Below are 16,320 nucleotides of genomic sequence, written 5' to 3' on the forward strand. Positions count from 1 at the left end.
ACCATCGTCCTCTACGCCGGCGACACCAGCTACAATATCGTCACCAACGACGCCGCGGTGGCGGCGGGCAAGCTCCTCACCATCTTCGGTACGCCGGTGAGCTCGAACCTGGTGTTCGACGGCGCGGCCGAGACCGACGGCACCTTCCGCATCCTCTCGGGCACCGGCGACGATACGCTGACCGGCGGTCACGGCAACGACACGCTCTACGGGAACTTGGGCGCCGACACGCTCACCGGCGGCACGGGGAACGACGTGTTCCTCTACACCGACGCGGCGCAGTCGACGGCGGCGAAGACGGACCACATCCTGGATTTCGACTTGGGCGACAAAATCGACCTCTCGCAGATCGACGCCGACACGACCCAGGCCGGCGACCAGGCGTTCGCCTGGATCGGCGCCGGCGCCTTCGGCCACCATGCCGGCGAGCTGCGCGCCGACCTCGCGAACGGCGTCTGGACGATCCAGGGCGACACGGACGGCGACGGCGCGGCCGACTTCACCCTGCTCGTCACGACGGCGAACAACCACGCGCTGGTGAATACCGACTTGGTGCTCTGAGAGGAGGGGACAGTCGCCGTGACTGTCCCCACCCCCCGCCGCGGCCTTGGATTCCCCGGCCCCCTGTGCTTAAGGGCGCCGCGACACTCCTTCTGCCGAGGGCATGCGCAAATCCCATGAACATCCACGAATATCAGGCCAAGGAACTGCTCGCGAAGAAGGGCGTGCCGGTCCCCGCCGGATTCGCCGCAATGAGCCCCGCCGAGGCGGTGCAGGCGGCCGAGCGGCTTCCCGGGCCGCTTTACATCGTCAAGGCGCAGATCCACGCCGGCGGGCGCGGCAAGGGCAAGTTCAAGGAGCTCGGGCCCGACGCCAAGGGCGGCGTCCGGCTCGCCAGGAGCATCGAGGAGGTGCGCGCCAACGCCGAGGAGATGCTCGGCAACACGCTGGTGACGATCCAGACCGGCGCCGACGGCAAGCAGGTCAACCGCCTCTACATCACCGACGGCGTCGACATCGCGAAGGAATATTATCTCGCGCTGTTGGTCGACCGCGGCAGCGGCCGCATCGCCATGGTCGCCTCGACCGAGGGCGGCGTGGACATCGAGACCGTTGCCCACGAGACGCCCGAGCGGATCACCACCATCACCATCGATCCGGCGCAGGGCTTCATGCCCCATCACGGCCGCGCCCTCGCCCATGCGCTGAAGCTCACCGGCGACATGAACAAGCAGGCCCAAACCCTCGCCGCCCAACTCTATGACGCCTTCCTCGCCTACGATTGCGCGATGCTGGAGATCAATCCGCTGGTCGAGAGCGAGGACGGCAAGCTGCTCGTCCTCGACGCGAAGATGAGCTTCGATTCGAACGCCCTTTATCGTCACCCGGACGTCGAGGCGCTGCGCGACGAGACGGAGGAGGACCCGATGGAGGTGGAGGCCTCCAAATACGACCTCGCCTACATCAAATTGGACGGCGACATCGGCTGCATGGTGAACGGCGCCGGCCTCGCCATGGCGACCATGGACATCATCAAGCTGAACGGCGCCTTCCCGGCCAACTTCCTGGATGTCGGCGGCGGCGCATCGAAGGAGAAGGTGACGGCGGCGTTCAAGATCATCCTCTCCGATCCCGCGGTGAAGGGCATCCTCGTCAACATCTTCGGCGGCATCATGCGCTGCGACATCATCGCCGACGGCATCGTCGCGGCGGCGCGCGAGGTGAATTTGACCGTGCCGCTGGTCGTCCGCCTCGAGGGCACCAACGTCGAGGAGGGCAAGCGCATCCTCGCCGACAGCGGCCTCGCCATCGTCCCCGCCAACGACCTCGGCGACGCGGCGAAGAAGATCGTGGCAGCGGTGAAGGACGCGGCGTGATGCGGGCAGCATGCGATTGTGATAGGCATGCGGCATGACCGGCGATGTCGAGAACCTGCTGCTGGAGCACATGAAGCGTTTTCAGGCCACGCTCGACCGGTTCGAGCGCAAGCAGGACGAGCTGGTCGGCCGCGTCGCGAATCTGGAGAGCGGCATCGCCTCCCTCATGCAGCATCTCACCAACCTCACGGCCGCCGATGCCGCTCAGCAACTCGCCATCGACAATGTCAGCCGGCGGCTCGATCGCATCGAGCGGCGCCTGGAGATGTCGCACTGAATGGGATCGGCACGGGGGGCTTCCCCTCCGCCGCCGAATGAAGATCAAGGAGCGAGCATGAAACTTCTCGTCCCGGTGAAACGGGTGATCGATTACAACGTGAAGCCGCGGGTGAAGGCGGACGGCACGGGCGTCGACCTCGCCAACGTCAAGATGAGCATGAACCCCTTCGACGAGATTGCCGTCGAGGAGGCGATCCGGCTGAAGGAAAAGGGGGTGGCGACCGAGATCGTCGCCGTCTCGATCGGCCCCGCCAAGGCGCAGGAGACGCTGCGCACGGCGCTCGCGATGGGCGCCGACCGCGCGATCCTCGTCCAGACCGACGACGCCGTCGAGCCGCTCGCCGTTGCCAAGATCCTGGCCAAGATCGCAGCGGAGGAGCAGCCGGGGATGGTGATCCTCGGCAAGCAGGCGATCGACGACGATTCGAACCAGACCGGCCAGATGCTCGCCGCTTTGCTCGGCTGGGGCCAGGGCACCTTCGCCTCGAAGGTCGAGGTGGACGGCGAGGCCGTCAGCGTCACCCGCGAGGTCGACGGCGGGCTCGAGACGGTGCGGCTGAAGCTGCCCGCCATCGTCACCACCGACCTCCGCCTGAACGAGCCGCGCTACGCTTCGCTGCCCAACATCATGAAGGCCAAGTCCAAGCCGCTGGCCCAGAAGACGCCCGCCGATTACGGCGTCGACATCGCGCCACGAGTCGAGACGCTGAGCGTCCGCGAGCCGTCGAAGCGCGAGGCGGGTATCAAGGTCCAATCGGTGGACGAGCTGATCGACCGCCTTCGCACTGCAGGAGTCGTCGGATGATCGCGCTCGTTCTCGTCGAACATGAAGGCGGCCACCTGAAGGACGCCACCCTCTCCGCCGTCACCGCCGCCTCGAAGCTCGGCGAAGTCCACCTGCTCGTCGCCGGCGAAGGCGTCGGCGCGGTCGCGGACGCCGCCGCGAAGATCGCCGGCGTCGCCCGCGTCCATGTCGCCGACGCCGCCGCTTACGGCCACCAGCTCGCCGAGAACGTGGCGCCGGTCGCGGTCGACCTGGTGCGCGATCATTGCGACTATTTCGTCGCCGCCTCCACCACCACCGGCAAGAATGTGGCGCCCCGGGTCGCCGCTTTGCTCGACGTCATGCAGATTTCCGACGTGATCGGCGTCGAGGGTCCGGACACGTTCGTGCGGCCGATCTACGCGGGCAACGCCATCGCCACGGTGAAGTCATCGGACGCGAAGAAGGTGCTGACAGTGCGCGGCACCGCCTTCGAAAAGGCAGCCGCCGAGGGCGGCTCGGCGGCCATCGAGCCGTATTCGGGCGGCGGCGATGCCGGCCTCTCCAGCTTCGTCGGCTCTGAGATTGCGGCGTCCGAGCGGCCCGAGCTGACCAGCGCCAAGATCATCGTCTCCGGTGGCCGCGCCCTCGGCTCCTCCGAGCAGTTCCACCAGTACATAGACCCGCTCGCCGACAAGCTCGGCGCCGCGGTGGGTGCCAGCCGCGCGGCGGTCGATGCGGGGTACGCGCCCAACGATTATCAGGTCGGCCAGACCGGCAAGATCGTCGCGCCCGAAGTCTATGTTGCGGTCGGCATTTCCGGCGCGATCCAGCACCTTGCGGGCATGAAGGATTCCAAGCTCATCGTCGCGATCAACAAGGACGAGGAGGCGCCGATCTTCCAGGTAGCCGACATCGGCCTTGTCGGCGACCTGTTCAAGATTCTCCCCGAGCTGACCGAGAAACTGTGATGGAGCGGCGGCGGCAGGCGGTCTTCTACTTCGTCGCCGCCGGCCTCTTCGCCATCGCCTTCGTCGCCCAGGCGGGGCGGCACGGCTTCGGCACCAAGACCTTCGTCGCCGCGCTCCTCGCGATGATGCTGGCCGCCCTTGGCATGCGGGCGAAGCGGCAGGAGGAAGCGGACGGCGAAAGCTGAGGGCTCAGCCCTTCGGCTTGGTGAAGGTCCCGACCAGCCGGCCCTTGCCGATCACATGCCCCTTCATCGCCGCGAGCAGCTCGTCGCGCCCGGCGGTCGCCGGGAGGGCCAGCTTGCGGTCGAGCGCGAAGAGCTGGAAATGATAATGGTGCGGCTTCGCGTCCGACGGATGCGGACCGCGCCAGCCCGGCTTGCCGGACCCGTTCGCGCCCTGCACGGCGCCGGCAAGGCCGTCCGGCACGCCGTGGGCGGTCGGCGAGATATTCCAGGCGGTCCAGTGGACGAAGGGCTGCGGCGTCGACGCGTCGGGATCCTCGACGATCAGCGCCAGGCTCTGCGTCCCTGTCGGCAGAGCGGACCAGCTGAGCGGCGGGATCTCGTTCTTTCCATAGGCGCTGTAGCCGAGCGCAATCGGCCCGCCGGGGGAGAAAGCGGGGCTCGACACCAGCATCATCTGCGCCTGCGCCATGTCCGGCCAGTCGGCGGCGAGGGTGCCGGCGGCGGGGGCGGCGGACGAGCAGGCGAGCAGCGCCAGTGCGGCGATCGGGGCGAAGCGTCTCATGTTACAGGCCTTTTCAGAAGCCGGAGAGGAAGGCGGCGACATTAGCGCCGAGCGCATCGACGGCATAGCCGCCCTCCATCAGGATCGCGGTGGGGAGGCCGAGGGCGGCGATGCGGCGGCCGATCACGGCGTAATCGGCCGTCTCGATCTTGAAGAAGCTGATCGGATCGCCGGCGAAGGTGTCGGCGCCGTAGGAGCATAAAAGGACGTCCGGCTCGAAGGCGGCGATGCGCTCCAGCGCGGTCGCCAGCGCCCGCTCGAACTCCGACACCCGGGTCCCGCGGGGCAACGGCAGGTTCAGCGTCGCGCCTTCGCCCGCGCCTTCGCCCGTCTCGTCGGCATGGCCCCAGTAGAAGGGATAGTCGGTGGCCGGATCGGCGTGGATCGAGACGAACAGCACATCGCCGCGGCCGTAGAAGATGTCCTGTGTGCCGTTGCCGTGGTGATAATCGATGTCGAGGATCGCGACGCGGCGGCGGCCCGCGGCGATCACGGCTTCGGCGGCGACGGCGGTAGCGTTCAGATAGCAATAGCCCCCCATATAATCGGCGCCGCAATGGTGGCCGGGCGGGCGGCAGAGGGCGAATGCAGCGGGCTCGCCTGCCAGCACCGCCTCGGTCGCCGCCAGCGCGGACTGGACCGACGCATAGGCCGCCTCCCAGGTCCCCGCCGCGATCGGCGTCGAGGCGTCGTAGCTGTAGCGTCCCAGCTTGGCGTCGATCCGCTCGAGCCTCAGCGCTCGCCGCCGCACCACCGGCCACACATAGCCCGCCGCGTCGCCGTCCCGGCCCGCTGCCCGCCAGTCGCGATGCGCCGTCTTGAGGAAATCGAGATAGTCGCGCGGGTGCACCCGCAGCAGAGGCGCCTCGCCGCGGTCGCGAGGCGTTTCCGCCGGGCCGAGCGCGGCGAGGATCGCATCGGCCCGCGCCGGGGTTTCCGCGAACGGCACGAAGGCGCCGTTGTGCAGCTCCTTCTCAGGGGCATGCAGCCGCTGTCTCTCGTCCCAGAATATCCGCATCGGCACTCCTTGCCGGTGCCGCGCTAGCCGCCGGCGAGGCCCTCGAGCAAGGCCGCACGCGCCAGATCCTTGGGTCGGCCGAAGCTCCGGAAGAGGGCGGCGAGTTCGTCCCGCGCCGGGACCCAGACCGTGCAGCCGCCGACCATCACCGCCACGCGCGTCTCGAGCACGACCGGGCGCCAGTGCTCGCCGGCACGAAGGTGAAACCCGCCGAAGACCTCGATCCGCAGGTCGGTGCCGCAGATTGTGCCGAACACTTCGGAGCGGAACAGGTCCGACCCTCGGCCACCCGACGCGGCGATATCCTCCGGATCCAGGACGGCCAGCGCGTCGCAGGGGCTCATCAGAAGGTCGATGTCGGCAACGGGTGTCCGTGCGCCGTGCAGAAAGGCCGCCGCGCTGCCGATGATCCACCAGGGATCACGCGCCCCGCCCGCCGCCGCCGCCGCGTGAGCGAGCGCCGCGGCGAGCTCTTCATTCGGTGACGGCACGGGCATGCCGCAACCTAGTCCGCCCCTTCACCCACTCCAAGCTCAGCCGTTGCAGGCGCAGCCCTTGCCCTTGTGGCATGTCTTCGAGCGGGCGATGCAGCTGTTGCCGCACGCCTTCCCGGCCGAGCAGATCCGGCAGCAGCCTCCGCGGGCGGCGCAGCTGTCATAAGCCGACGGGCCAAGCGCCAGCGTCGCGGCGGCGGCGAGGAGGGCCAGTGCGCGCATCTCAGCGGTGCCCCGTCGGCGCCGGGGCTTTCGCGTGGCAGAGGGATTGCGGCTTGTATCCCTCGAACGCCCACAGCGTCTTGCTCTCATGCAGGTTCGTGGCCTGCGGGAAGATCCGCAGGCCGGTCAGCTTCTGGACCGTCGCGAGGCCGGTGACGTGGGCGTTCAAATAGTCGAGCGCCGCCGACCCCGCGGGATTGGCCGTATCATGGGGGAGGAGCACGGTCACCGTCTCCACCCCGCCGTCGGGACGCACATAGGCCGCGATCTTGTAGAAGGCGGAGGGGACGGCGACCCGCGCCTGGTGGTTGGCCGATTGCATCCGCATCGCGGCCGCGTCGGGGTCCCTGGTGCCGTCGCCGTCCCGGTCGAACACGCTGCCGTTGAAGATGTAGAGCGGTTCGTGGGCGGCGGCCCAGCGGCGGCTGATCTGCTCGAGGATCTGCCAGATGCCGCGGTTCAGCTGGCAGTTCTGCGGCGCCATGTTGGTCATGACGAACGAGTTCATGCCCGCGACCTTCGAGTAGCGCTGGTCGGCGAACGGGGTCATGTGCCCCTGGTCGTAGATCGGCTCCTTATAATCGGCCGGGTTCGAAGACGCGTCGGCATCGAGGCGCGGATCGGCGCGGAAGCAGTCCTGCCGCTTGATCTTGTCATTGAGGTTCGAGGCGACGATCTGCTCCGATGTCCAGATCGGCACCTTGAGCGCACTGTCGTAATCGACGACGTAATCGGGCTGGACGAGCCGCCGTTCGTTGGGCCCGGCGTCGGGCGCGCCCCACGGGAGGTGCCGTGCGGCCGCCGCGCTCAGTGCCGCCGGATCGTGGTCGAGTGCGAGGAGCACCTTGTCCGCGGCCTTGGCCTCGGCCTTTGAGCAGGGCTTCTCTTTTGCGTGCACGGCCAGGGCGGCGCCATGATGGGCCCTCGGCGCCGCTAAGGCCGGCGCAGAGGGCGCCAGACAGAGCACCGGCGCCAGCAGGAGAACGACGAAGCGCCGCGCCCCCATCCCCAGCCGGTCTGACGCGCCTTCCGCGAAGAGCATGAGTTTGCGCATGGTTGAGTCCCCCTCGCGGGGAGGCTGCGCGCCTAAGAGGGGCAGGTGGTGGAGAGGCTCGTCCGCTTCGGAGCGAAGCGGCTCCGGCGGCCTATGTTTCTGATCCGAAACGGAGGACGCTCACCGCTTTCGAAAAGCCCTTGCGCTCCGTTCATCCGAAATGGATGATAGAGTCTCCGATTCGGGGGCGAATCGAATGAACGTGGTTGGGTCGCTGTTCGGCGTCCTTGAAGTCGTGATGCGCGAGGCGGCCTTGTTCGCGGCGGCGGGATTCCTGCTGCTCGGGCTCAGCGACCTTGTCGTCGATCTCCTCTGGGTCCGCATCAAGCTGCGCGAGCGCGGCGAGCCGCCGCTTGCCGTCTCCGATCTGCCGCCGCCGCTCGCGCCCGGGCCGATAGCGGTACTCATTCCCGCCTGGGACGAAGCGGGGGTGATCGGGCCGATGCTTCGGCGCACGCTCGCGGCCTGGGCCGACGAGGACGTGCACCTCTATGTCGGCTGTTATCCCAACGATCCGGCGACGATCGCCGAGGTCGCTGCCGTCGCCGACCCGCGCGTCCGCCTCGTCGTGGGGGATCGCGACGGTCCGACGACCAAGGCCCACTGCCTCAACTCCATGTGGCGGGCCATGGTCGAGGCGGAAAGGACGGACGGGCGGCAGGCCAAGGCGGTGGTGCTCCACGACGCCGAGGACGTCGTCCATCCGCTCGCCCTGCGCATCTTCGCCACCCTCTGCGAGCGCTGGGATTTCGTCCAGCTTCCAGTCGTGCCCCTTGTCGACCGTCAGTCGCGCTGGATCGGCGGGCACTATGCGGACGAGTTCGCCGAATCCCACGGCAAGGAGCTGCTCGTCCGCCAGTCGCTCCGCGCCTCCTTGCCCGGCGCCGGCGTCGGCTGCGCCTTCGAACGAGTCGCGCTCGAGCTCATCGCCTATGAAGACGACCGCCCGTTCGTCGAAGACAGCCTCACCGAGGATTATGAGATGGGCCTGCGGCTCGGCGAGCATGGCTGCAACGCCCGCTTCGTCCGCATCGTCGAGCGGCCGGGCGGACCCGTCGTCGCCACCCGCGAATATTTCCCCGCCACCCTCTCCGCCGCCGTCCGCCAGAAGGCGCGATGGATGGCCGGCATCGCGCTGCTGGGCTGGGACCGGCTCGGCTGGCGCGGCGGTGTGGCGGAGCGCTGGATGCGCCTTCGCGACCGCCAGGCGCCGCTCGCCGCCTTGCTGCTCGCCATGGGGTATCTCGGCTTCCTGCTCTGGCTGCTGCTCGCGGCGCGGGGCGTGCTCGGCGGTGCGGCGCCCGCCCCGCTCCCGCCGGTGCTGCGCTGGCTGATCGCCGCCAACATGGTCCTGCTCGGATGGCGGCTGGCGATGCGCTTCGCCTTCACGGCTGCCCTCTACGGCTGGCGCGAGGGCCTGCGCGCCCTGCCGCGCGCGGCAATCGGCAATGTCGTGGCGATGCTGGCGGCGGTACGGGCGCTCAGCCTCTACCGCACGCAGCGCCGTACCGGCCGCCCCCGCTGGGACAAGACCCACCACCGTTTCCCCACCGGGCATGATTCCCGGTGAAGCGCCTCCCGCCCCCTTTGCGCTTCCTCGTCGGCATCTGCGCCGGCTGGACCTGCGCTCGCGCAGGCCTGCTGTGGCTCGCGCAGGCTAGCGCGGGCGGCGACACCTCCCTTGCTTCGGCGCCGCGACCCCTCGCGCGCGTCGGGCCGGCTGCAGCGGCCGTGGGCCCGATCCCCCTCGGCGCCCCTCCGACCGCTGCAGTCGCGCCGGCCAATGTGATCGCGCCTGTGGGATCCGAGCCTGGGGCGGCCCGATCAGCGGCGGCCGCGAGCGTCGACCAATTGGCAGGCCGCCTCGCGGGCATGGCCGTGCCGCGGTCGGCATTGGCTGCCCCACCCCCGCAGACGATACCTCCGGCGACTGCCTCGGCTCCCTCCGTCATACCGAGTCTCTTGCGCACTGCCGCCGTGGCCACGCCTGCAATGAGGGCTGCGGTCCCCGCCGCGCTGATTCCGCCGCCCGCTGGGCGCGCGTGGAGTGTCTCGGCCTGGGCCTTTGCGCGCGCCGGCGGCAACGCCGCTTTGGCGCCCGGCGGGATGCTGGGTGGGAGCCAGGCCGGCGTGCGCGCGACCTATCGCCTGTTGGGGCGCCAGGCGCCGCTCGCCGTCAGCCTGCGGCTCTCGTCGCCGCTGGCGCAGGCGCGCGGTGCGGAAGCCGCGGCAGGTCTCGACTGGAAGCCACTCGCCCGCCTGCCGGTCCACCTCCTCGTCGAGCGGCGGCAGAAGCTCGGCCCCAACGGGCGCTCCGCTTTCGGGGCGACGCTCTATGGCGGGGCCAGCGAGATGAAGCTCGGGCCGCTCCGTCTCGACGGCTACGGGCAGGCGGGCATCGTCGGGTTGAAGCGGCGCGATCTGTTCGCGGACGGTGCGGTCCGCCTGGCGCTGCCGATACTGCATGGTGGGGCCGTCCGCGTCGGCGGAGGGGTCTGGGCTGCGGCCCAGCCGCAGCTGTCGCGAGTCGATCTCGGCCCCCACGCTGAGCTGCGTCTCCCCTTGCGGCCCGCTAACGCCTCCCTCTCCGTCGACTGGCGTTTCCGGATCGCCGGCAATGCGCGCCCGGGCTCAGGCCCCGCTCTCACCCTCGCCGCCGACTTCTAGCGCCCAGGCAGAGGCGGCCCGCAGCAGGATAGGCCCCGTGTCTCGCGAGGGTGGAACAAAGTCTCTTCTCCTGCTTTACGATATGTTGTATCATTTCTGTTATGAGGTAACGTATCAGAGTCGCAGCAGCGGCCGCAGCGAGAAGGAGAAGAGCCATGATGCAGACAGGCTTTTACGAGCGGAAGAGGATGAGCCCCGGCGCAGTCGCCGTCGTCGTCCTCCTCCACGGCGCCGCGATCACGGCGCTGGTGATGGCGAAGGAGGGTGCCTTCACCCACGACCGCCTGACCCATACGACCGTGGTCGACGTCCCTCTCGACAAACCGCCGCCCACCGATCCCAAGCCGCCGAAGCCGCACCCGCAGCAACCCGAGGCGCTGACGCGGACGGACCCGCTCATCAAGGTCGTCATTTCCGACCCGCTCCCGCCGGGGCCGGTGCTCCTCGATCCGCCGAAGCTGGATCCGCTGCCGGGACCGAAGGCGATCGACCCGCCGCCGACCCCCGCGCCTCCGCCGCCGCCTCCGCCCGCGGTCAGGATCGAGCCGGCGCGGGCCAAGGCCAATCTCGGCACCTATGTCTCGGACGCGGACTATCCCTCCGATGCGATCCGTCGCGAGGAGCAGGGGGCGACGCGGTTCAAGCTGGCGGTCGGCCCCGATGGCCGGGTCAGCAGTTGCACCGTCACCGCCTCGTCGGGCTCGGCGGCGCTGGATATGGCGACGTGCCGGCTGATGAAGAGCCGCGCCCGCTTCGCCCCGGCCCGCGACACGAGCGGCAACCCGACGACCGACATGGTGTCGAGCAGCATCCTCTGGCGGCTGCCCAACGGCTGAAGGGGTGGCGCGGGGGCCGGGCAGGCCTTATCTTGCAAGGCATGTCCTGGTTCCCGCGCCCCGCTTCACCCAAGGCCCTCCTGGCCGACCTGCGGCTGTTCGCGTCGCAGCGCAGCCCCTATCAATGGGGCGGCCTCGCCGTCGCCCTCATCATGCCGGTCCTGCTCATCGCCGGCTTCGCCCACGACGCGTCGCACGGCATCCAGCCGGGGCCGCAGCTCATCTACGCACATTCCTGGCCGGCGACGCGGACGGACGAGGAGATCAAGGTCCAACAGAAGATCGACCAGGCGAAGCGCGAGGCGGCGCAGAAGGAGCGCCAGCGCCAGTTCAAGAAGCTCGACCAGGGGCTGAAGAAGGTCGGCCTTTGAGCGAGGCAGCCGCCGGCTGGATGGAGGCGGCGATTGTACTCGGCGCCCGGGTCCGTGGCCGGACGGCGCCCAATCCCAATGTCGGCTGCGTCATCGTCCGGGAGGGACGAATCATCGGCCGAGGCTGGACCCAGCCCGGCGGCCGTCCCCATGCCGAGGCCATGGCGCTCGCCGACGCCGGCGAGGCCGCGCGCGGCGCCCACGCGTTCGTGACGCTCGAGCCCTGCGCCCACGAAAGCCCGCGCGGCGCCGCCTGCACGGACCTCCTGATCGAGGCCGGTGTCGCCGCTGTGACGGTCGCGCTCACCGACCCGGACCCGCGCACGAACGGCCGCGGCATCGCCCGCCTGCGTGCGTGTGGTATTGCCGTGGACATCGGCCCCGGCGCCGAGGCTGCTGGGCGGTCGATGGCCGGGTTCCTCACCCGCCAGCGCCTTGGCCGGCCCTATGTTACGCTCAAGCTCGCCATGTCGCTCGACGGCAAGATCGCCCTCCCGTCCGGCGAGAGCCGCTGGATCACCGGCGAGGACGCCCGCGCCCACGTCCATCTCGAGCGCGCCCGGGCGGACATGATCCTCGTCGGGCGCGGCACCTACGAAGCCGACAAGCCCGGCCTGGACGTTCGCCTGCCCGGTATCGAGGAATGGAGCCCGCGCCGCGCCCTCCTCACCCGGGGCGAGGCGGTCGAAGGCTGGACCCGGCTCGGCAGCCCGGAGGAGGTGCACGGCCTCGCCGGCGTCAACGATCTGCTGGTGGAGGGCGGGTCGGCGACCGCCTCGGCCTTCCTTCAGGCCGACCTCGTCGATCGCCTGCTCATCTACCGCGCGCCGATCCTGATCGGCGAGGGCAAGTCGTCCATCGGCTATATCGGCCTGACCGCCCTTGCCGACGCCCACCGCCGCTGGGCGCTGATCGACGAGCGGCGGCTTGGAATCGACCGGCTCGAAGTCTACGAGCGCGATCGGAGCTAATGTTCACCGGGATCATCACGGACGTCGGACGGATCGTCGCGACCGAGCAGCGGGGCGACCTGCGCCTGCGCATCGCCTGCGGCTACGACATGGCGAGCGTCGACCTCGGCGCCTCGATCGCCTGCTCGGGCATCTGCCTGACCGTGGTGGACAAGGGGCCTGATTGGTTCGACGTCGACCTTTCGGCGGAGACGGTCTCCCGCAGTGCGCCCGGCATGTGGCGCGAAGACCGGCGCCTCAACCTCGAGCGTTCGCTGAAGCTGGGCGACGAGCTTGGCGGCCACATCGTCACCGGCCATGTCGACGGCGTCGGCGAGGTCGTGGTTCTGGAGCCCAGTGGGGATTCGACGCGCGTCGTCATCGAAGCGCCCCAGGCCCTCGCGCCGTACATTGCGGGCAAGGGCTCGGTCGCGGTCGACGGCGTTTCCCTGACGGTGAACGGCGTCGACGGTGCGCGCTTCGAACTTAACATCATCCCGCACACCGCGCAGCAGACCAGCTTCGCCGACCTCGCATTGGGGAGCCGCGTGAACATCGAGATCGACATCCTCGCCCGCTACATCGGCCGCATGATCGAGATGCGCGGCTGATGGCGACGTCGAGCCTGGAACGCGGCTTCCTCTCCTCGCCCGAGGAGCTGATCGACGAGGCGCGCAACGGCCGCATGTTCATCCTCGTCGACGACGAGGACCGGGAGAATGAGGGCGACCTCGTCATCCCCGCGCAGATGGCGACGCCCCAGGCGATCAACTTCATGGCCACCCACGGCAAGGGCCTGATCTGCCTCGCCATGACCAAGGGCCGGATCGAGCAGCTCGGCCTGCCGCTGATGAGCCGCCACAACGGCACCCGCCACGAGACCGCCTTCACCATCTCGATCGAGGCCAAGGAGGGGGTCACCACCGGCATCTCCGCGGCGGATCGCGCCCGCACCGTCTCGGTGGCGATCGACGCCTCGAAGGGCCGCGAGGACATCGTCACCCCCGGCCATGTCTTCCCGCTGGTGGCGCGCGACGGCGGCGTGCTGATCCGCGCCGGCCACACCGAGGCGGCGGTCGACGTGTCTCGGCTGGCCGGCCTCAACCCGTCGGGCGTGATCTGCGAGATCATGCGCGAGGACGGGACGATGGCGCGGATGGACGACCTCGTCGCCTTCGCACAGCGCCACGGCCTCAAGATCGGCACGATCCGCGACCTCATCGCCTACCGGTTGAAGAAGGACCATCTCGTCGTCCAGCGCGCCGAAGCGCAGTTCGAGAGCCGCTGGGGCGGGACCTGGACGGCCAAGGCGTTCCTCAACAAGGCGTTGGGGACGGAGACTGTGGCGCTGGTCAAAGGGCCAATCGATCCGTCGAATCCGACACTGGTGCGCATGCACCAGCTCAGCCTCTTCTCCGACGCCCTTGCGGAGGCGAACGCCCGCAGCGGCTTGCTGGAAGGCGCGATGAAGGCGATCGCCGCGGAAGGCTCGGGCGTCATCGTCTGCCTCGATCGCCAGGCGCCCTTCTCGGACATCTTGAACGCCCGCTCCGGCAAGACGCCCAAGGACATGGACCAGTTGCGCGATTATGGCGGCGGCGCGCAGATCCTCTCCGCGCTCGGCATCCACGACATGGTGCTCCTGACCAACACCCACCACACGCCGGTGGCGCTCGAAGGCTATGGGCTGAAGATCGTCGGCGAGCGGCCGATCCCCTCGGAGAATTGACATGGCGCGGGTGCTGATCGTCGAGGCGCGTTTCTACGAGCATCTGAACGACCTCCTGCTCGCCGGCGCCCGTGCCGCGATCGAAGCGGCGGGCCACGCCCACGAGACGGTGACGGTGCCGGGCGCGCTGGAAGTGCCGGCGGCGATCTCGATGGCGTCTGAATCCGGAGACTATGACGCCTTCGTCGCCCTTGGCGTCGTCATCCGCGGCGAGACCTATCATTTCGAGATCGTCGCAGGCGAAAGCGCCCGCGGCATCATGGCGCTGACCCTGGACGGCCTCGCCATCGGCAACGGCATCCTCACCGTGGAGAACGAAGCCCAGGCCCTCGCCCGCGCCCGCCCGGACGAGAAGGACAAAGGCGGCGAGGCGGCCAAGGCGGCGCTGGCCATGCTGGCGCTCCGGGAGCGGTTCGGGGCTTAGCTCCCCTCCCCTTCAGGGGAGGGGCCGGGGGTGGGGCATGTCCGAGCACCGCCGCGTTTCCGAACAGTCCCCACCCCAACCCCTCCCCTGAAGGGGAGGGGCTTTAGCGCCGCAGCCAGTGGCGGCGGGCGAACCAGGCCATCACGGCCACCGCGAGCGCCACGCACAAGGCGCACACCCCCCAGAACGCCCACGGTTCGTCCGCGAACGGGATGCCCTTGACGTTCATCCCGAGCAGGCCCGTGATGAAAGTCAGCGGCAGGAAGATGAAGGCGACCATCGAGATGAGCAGCGAGCGCTGGTCGATCTCCTCGCCGCGCAGATCGGTGAGCTGCTCATGGAGGAGGGCCGAGCGCTCGCGCACCGCCTCGAGCTCCTCGGCCATGCGCGCGAAGCGGTCGGCGGCCTCGCGGATGTGGAGGCGGTCGTCCTCCGCCAGCCAGTCGAAATCCTGCAGCGCCAGCGTCTGCAGCGCATCGCGGTCCGGCGCGACGAAGCGGCGGAAGGCGATCGCCTCGGCGCGGATGCGGGCGATGTTGCTGCGCAGGCGATAGACGTTGCGGCCTTCCAGATCCGTCTCGCAATCGTCCAATATGTCGCCCAGTTCGGCGACTTGGGGGTCGAGCTCGGCGCTGATCTCGCGGGCGAAGGCGGCGACGAGGTCGCCCGGGTCGACGATCTTGCCCGTCTTCATGTCGGCGAGGACGGCCTGGGTGGCGAGCAGGGGGCGGCGGGTCAGCGAATTGACCTTGCCGCGCCGCACCCACATGCGGATCGACACCAGCCGGTCGGTGGTATCGACCTCGCCGGCCGCGGGCCCGCGCAAATTGAGGATCGCGCCCTGCTCGATGCGGTCGCAGCGCGGCCGGGTCTCGGTGGCGACGAGCGCGTTGGCGGCGACGTCGGGCATGTCGCTCCCGGCCAGCATCGCGAGCTCCGGGTCGTCGACGCTGTCGACGTGGATCCAGACGAAGCCGGGGCCGTGATAGGCGGACGCCTCCTCCGCCGTGACGTGCCGGGGAGGCCCGTCGCCGACGAGGACGGCGTCGCAGGTCATGCGAGCCCTTGCAGGTAGGCGCGGATCGCCGGCCCCACGTCGTCGCGCTTGAGGGCGAGCGCCACGTTTGCCTTCACGAAGCCGATTTTATCGCCGCAATCGTGCCGCTCGGCATCGACGGTGAGACCGTGGAAGGGCTGGGTGCCGATCAGCTTCGCCATCGCGTCGGTCAGCTGGATCTCGCCGCCGGCGCCGGTTTCCTTCGATTCGAGGATTCGCATCACCTCGGGCTGGAGGATGTACCGGCCGACGATCCCGAGGTTCGACGGCGCCTCCTCCGGCTTCGGCTTCTCGACAAGCCCTTTCACCTCGGTGAGGCGGCCGTCGCGGGCGCCCGGCGTGACGATGCCGTAGCTGGCGGTGCGCTCGTGCGGCACCTCCTCGGTACAGACGATATTGCCGCCGACCTTGTCATAGGCGGCGACCATCTGGGCGAGGCACCCCGGCGTACCGACCATCAGGTCGTCGGGAAGGAGCACGGCGAAGGGCTCGTCCCCGACGATCTCGCGCGCGCACCAGACAGCGTGGCCGAGCCCCAAGGGCTCCTGCTGTCGCACCGAGGCGATGCCGCCCGCCGGGATGCGGGTGGAATCGAGGATGTCGAGCGACTTGCCGCGGCCGCGCATCACCGCCTCGAGTTCGTAGGCGATGTCGAAATGGTCCTCTAGCGCGGTCTTGCCCCGGCCGGTGACGAAGATCATCTGCTCGATCCCCGCCTCCAGCGCCTCCTCGACGGCGTACTGGATGAGCGGCCGGTCGACGACGGTCAGCATTTCCTTGGGCATCGCCTTGGTGGCGGGGAGGAAGCGGGTGCCGAGGCCGGCGACGGGGAAAACCGCCTTGCGTACTTTCTGCATCATG

Annotated in this window: 21 protein-coding genes; 14 read left to right on the top strand and 7 right to left on the bottom strand. The window is 69.4% G+C overall.

The features are described 5' to 3' along the window. The 6 genes from VGC56_RS09965 to VGC56_RS09990 all read left to right on the top strand — a co-directional run. Positions 1–561, top strand: a 561-nt coding sequence (locus VGC56_RS09965) for a calcium-binding protein (protein WP_464124748.1), incomplete at its 5' end; no start/stop codon positions are given. Positions 562–677: 116 nt separating this feature from the next. Continuing rightward, positions 678–1,877 (top strand): ADP-forming succinate--CoA ligase subunit beta, encoded by a 1,200-nt coding sequence (sucC, locus tag VGC56_RS09970; protein WP_464124749.1) that lies wholly within the window; start codon positions 678–680, stop codon positions 1,875–1,877. A gap of 34 nt (positions 1,878–1,911) precedes the next feature. Beyond that, entirely contained in the window at positions 1,912–2,154 is a 243-nt protein-coding gene (locus tag VGC56_RS09975; RefSeq protein ID WP_464124750.1) for a hypothetical protein, read from the top strand. A gap of 57 nt (positions 2,155–2,211) precedes the next feature. Next, entirely contained in the window at positions 2,212–2,961 is a 750-nt protein-coding gene (locus VGC56_RS09980; RefSeq protein ID WP_464124751.1) for an electron transfer flavoprotein subunit beta/FixA family protein, read from the top strand. Next, the gene (locus VGC56_RS09985; RefSeq protein WP_464124752.1) at positions 2,958–3,890 is read left to right on the top strand and encodes an electron transfer flavoprotein subunit alpha/FixB family protein; all 933 of its coding nucleotides are present in this window, start codon (positions 2,958–2,960) and stop codon (positions 3,888–3,890) included. The genes VGC56_RS09980 and VGC56_RS09985 overlap by 4 nt, the downstream gene beginning before the upstream one ends. Then, positions 3,890–4,075: a hypothetical protein gene (locus VGC56_RS09990; protein WP_464124753.1), complete on the top strand. Its 186-nt coding sequence runs from the start codon at positions 3,890–3,892 to the stop codon at positions 4,073–4,075. Before VGC56_RS09985 ends, VGC56_RS09990 begins: the two co-directional genes overlap by 1 nt. A 4-nt stretch (positions 4,076–4,079) precedes the next feature. Here the strand turns inward: VGC56_RS09990 and VGC56_RS09995 are convergent, their stop codons facing one another. The 5 genes from VGC56_RS09995 to VGC56_RS10015 are packed head-to-tail and all read right to left on the bottom strand — an operon-like array spanning position 4,080 to position 7,425. Next, positions 4,080–4,637, bottom strand: a complete 558-nt coding sequence (locus VGC56_RS09995) for a YbhB/YbcL family Raf kinase inhibitor-like protein (protein WP_464124754.1) — start codon at positions 4,635–4,637, stop codon at positions 4,080–4,082. A gap of 13 nt (positions 4,638–4,650) precedes the next feature. Next, the gene (locus VGC56_RS10000; protein ID WP_464124755.1) at positions 4,651–5,655 is read right to left on the bottom strand and encodes a histone deacetylase family protein; all 1,005 of its coding nucleotides are present in this window, start codon (positions 5,653–5,655) and stop codon (positions 4,651–4,653) included. 23 nt (positions 5,656–5,678) lie between these two features. Then, on the bottom strand, positions 5,679–6,152 hold the full coding sequence (locus VGC56_RS10005; protein ID WP_464124756.1) for a hypothetical protein: 474 nt from the start codon (positions 6,150–6,152) through the stop codon (positions 5,679–5,681). A 36-nt stretch (positions 6,153–6,188) separates the two neighbouring features. Continuing rightward, entirely contained in the window at positions 6,189–6,371 is a 183-nt protein-coding gene (locus VGC56_RS10010) for a hypothetical protein (RefSeq protein WP_464124757.1), read from the bottom strand. Position 6,372: 1 nt separating this feature from the next. Further along, complete coding sequence (locus VGC56_RS10015) at positions 6,373–7,425, bottom strand: DNA/RNA non-specific endonuclease (RefSeq protein ID WP_464124758.1); 1,053 nt, start codon at positions 7,423–7,425, stop codon at positions 6,373–6,375. A gap of 196 nt (positions 7,426–7,621) precedes the next feature. On the opposite strand from VGC56_RS10015, the gene VGC56_RS10020 reads away from it, so the two are divergent. From VGC56_RS10020 to ribH, 8 genes are all read left to right on the top strand, one after another. After that, positions 7,622–8,995 (top strand): glycosyl transferase family protein, encoded by a 1,374-nt coding sequence (locus tag VGC56_RS10020; protein ID WP_464124759.1) that lies wholly within the window; start codon positions 7,622–7,624, stop codon positions 8,993–8,995. 422 nt (positions 8,996–9,417) lie between these two features. Continuing rightward, positions 9,418–10,092, top strand: a complete 675-nt coding sequence (locus VGC56_RS10025) for a hypothetical protein (RefSeq protein ID WP_464124760.1) — start codon at positions 9,418–9,420, stop codon at positions 10,090–10,092. Positions 10,093–10,247: 155 nt separating this feature from the next. Next, the gene (locus tag VGC56_RS10030) at positions 10,248–10,928 is read left to right on the top strand and encodes an energy transducer TonB (RefSeq protein ID WP_464124761.1); all 681 of its coding nucleotides are present in this window, start codon (positions 10,248–10,250) and stop codon (positions 10,926–10,928) included. Positions 10,929–10,969: 41 nt separating this feature from the next. After that, the gene (locus tag VGC56_RS10035; RefSeq protein ID WP_464124763.1) at positions 10,970–11,299 is read left to right on the top strand and encodes a hypothetical protein; all 330 of its coding nucleotides are present in this window, start codon (positions 10,970–10,972) and stop codon (positions 11,297–11,299) included. Positions 11,300–11,319: 20 nt separating this feature from the next. After that, positions 11,320–12,270 carry a bifunctional diaminohydroxyphosphoribosylaminopyrimidine deaminase/5-amino-6-(5-phosphoribosylamino)uracil reductase RibD gene (gene ribD, locus VGC56_RS10040; protein ID WP_464124807.1) on the top strand — a complete coding sequence of 317 codons (951 nt, stop codon included), beginning with the start codon at positions 11,320–11,322 and terminating at the stop codon, positions 12,268–12,270. Next, on the top strand, positions 12,270–12,860 hold the full coding sequence (locus VGC56_RS10045; protein WP_464124764.1) for a riboflavin synthase: 591 nt from the start codon (positions 12,270–12,272) through the stop codon (positions 12,858–12,860). The genes ribD and VGC56_RS10045 overlap by 1 nt, the downstream gene beginning before the upstream one ends. Further along, positions 12,860–13,978: a 3,4-dihydroxy-2-butanone-4-phosphate synthase gene (gene ribB, locus VGC56_RS10050; protein WP_464124765.1), complete on the top strand. Its 1,119-nt coding sequence runs from the start codon at positions 12,860–12,862 to the stop codon at positions 13,976–13,978. Before VGC56_RS10045 ends, ribB begins: the two co-directional genes overlap by 1 nt. 1 nt (position 13,979) lies before the next feature. Next, positions 13,980–14,402 carry a 6,7-dimethyl-8-ribityllumazine synthase gene (gene ribH, locus VGC56_RS10055; RefSeq protein ID WP_464124766.1) on the top strand — a complete coding sequence of 141 codons (423 nt, stop codon included), beginning with the start codon at positions 13,980–13,982 and terminating at the stop codon, positions 14,400–14,402. 103 nt (positions 14,403–14,505) lie between these two features. Here ribH and VGC56_RS10060 read toward each other — a convergent pair whose 3' ends face one another. Both VGC56_RS10060 and galU read right to left on the bottom strand, forming a co-directional pair. After that, positions 14,506–15,459: a zinc transporter ZntB gene (locus VGC56_RS10060; RefSeq protein WP_464124767.1), complete on the bottom strand. Its 954-nt coding sequence runs from the start codon at positions 15,457–15,459 to the stop codon at positions 14,506–14,508. Beyond that, positions 15,456–16,319 (bottom strand): UTP--glucose-1-phosphate uridylyltransferase GalU, encoded by an 864-nt coding sequence (gene galU / locus VGC56_RS10065; protein ID WP_464124768.1) that lies wholly within the window; start codon positions 16,317–16,319, stop codon positions 15,456–15,458. The genes VGC56_RS10060 and galU overlap by 4 nt, the downstream gene beginning before the upstream one ends. Position 16,320: the final 1 nt, after the last annotated feature.

The organism is Allosphingosinicella sp. (genome assembly GCF_036403745.1).
In the GTDB taxonomy this organism is placed as follows: Bacteria; Pseudomonadota; Alphaproteobacteria; order Sphingomonadales; family Sphingomonadaceae; genus Allosphingosinicella.

Bases quoted from the DNA above. Each gene is read 5' to 3' on its own strand.
- VGC56_RS10020 (WP_464124759.1), top strand. From the start codon at position 7,622: ATGAACGTGGTTGGGTCGCTGTTCGGCGTCCTTGAAGTCGTGATGCGC.
- ribH (WP_464124766.1), top strand. From the start codon at position 13,980: ATGGCGCGGGTGCTGATCGTCGAGGCGCGTTTCTACGAGCATCTGAAC.
- VGC56_RS10025 (WP_464124760.1), top strand. From the start codon at position 9,418: ATGAGGGCTGCGGTCCCCGCCGCGCTGATTCCGCCGCCCGCTGGGCGC.
- VGC56_RS10015 (WP_464124758.1), bottom strand. From the start codon at position 7,425: ATGCGCAAACTCATGCTCTTCGCGGAAGGCGCGTCAGACCGGCTGGGG.
- VGC56_RS10030 (WP_464124761.1), top strand. From the start codon at position 10,248: ATGATGCAGACAGGCTTTTACGAGCGGAAGAGGATGAGCCCCGGCGCA.
- VGC56_RS09980 (WP_464124751.1), top strand. From the start codon at position 2,212: ATGAAACTTCTCGTCCCGGTGAAACGGGTGATCGATTACAACGTGAAG.
- VGC56_RS10045 (WP_464124764.1), top strand. From the start codon at position 12,270: ATGTTCACCGGGATCATCACGGACGTCGGACGGATCGTCGCGACCGAG.
- ribD (WP_464124807.1), top strand. From the start codon at position 11,320: ATGGAGGCGGCGATTGTACTCGGCGCCCGGGTCCGTGGCCGGACGGCG.
- VGC56_RS09995 (WP_464124754.1), bottom strand. From the start codon at position 4,637: ATGAGACGCTTCGCCCCGATCGCCGCACTGGCGCTGCTCGCCTGCTCG.
- galU (WP_464124768.1), bottom strand. From the start codon at position 16,319: ATGATGCAGAAAGTACGCAAGGCGGTTTTCCCCGTCGCCGGCCTCGGC.
- VGC56_RS10005 (WP_464124756.1), bottom strand. From the start codon at position 6,152: ATGCCCGTGCCGTCACCGAATGAAGAGCTCGCCGCGGCGCTCGCTCAC.
- VGC56_RS09985 (WP_464124752.1), top strand. From the start codon at position 2,958: ATGATCGCGCTCGTTCTCGTCGAACATGAAGGCGGCCACCTGAAGGAC.
- ribB (WP_464124765.1), top strand. From the start codon at position 12,860: ATGGCGACGTCGAGCCTGGAACGCGGCTTCCTCTCCTCGCCCGAGGAG.
- VGC56_RS10035 (WP_464124763.1), top strand. From the start codon at position 10,970: ATGTCCTGGTTCCCGCGCCCCGCTTCACCCAAGGCCCTCCTGGCCGAC.
- VGC56_RS10000 (WP_464124755.1), bottom strand. From the start codon at position 5,655: ATGCGGATATTCTGGGACGAGAGACAGCGGCTGCATGCCCCTGAGAAG.
- VGC56_RS09990 (WP_464124753.1), top strand. From the start codon at position 3,890: ATGGAGCGGCGGCGGCAGGCGGTCTTCTACTTCGTCGCCGCCGGCCTC.
- sucC (WP_464124749.1), top strand. From the start codon at position 678: ATGAACATCCACGAATATCAGGCCAAGGAACTGCTCGCGAAGAAGGGC.
- VGC56_RS09975 (WP_464124750.1), top strand. From the start codon at position 1,912: ATGACCGGCGATGTCGAGAACCTGCTGCTGGAGCACATGAAGCGTTTT.
- VGC56_RS10060 (WP_464124767.1), bottom strand. From the start codon at position 15,459: ATGACCTGCGACGCCGTCCTCGTCGGCGACGGGCCTCCCCGGCACGTC.
- VGC56_RS10010 (WP_464124757.1), bottom strand. From the start codon at position 6,371: ATGCGCGCACTGGCCCTCCTCGCCGCCGCCGCGACGCTGGCGCTTGGC.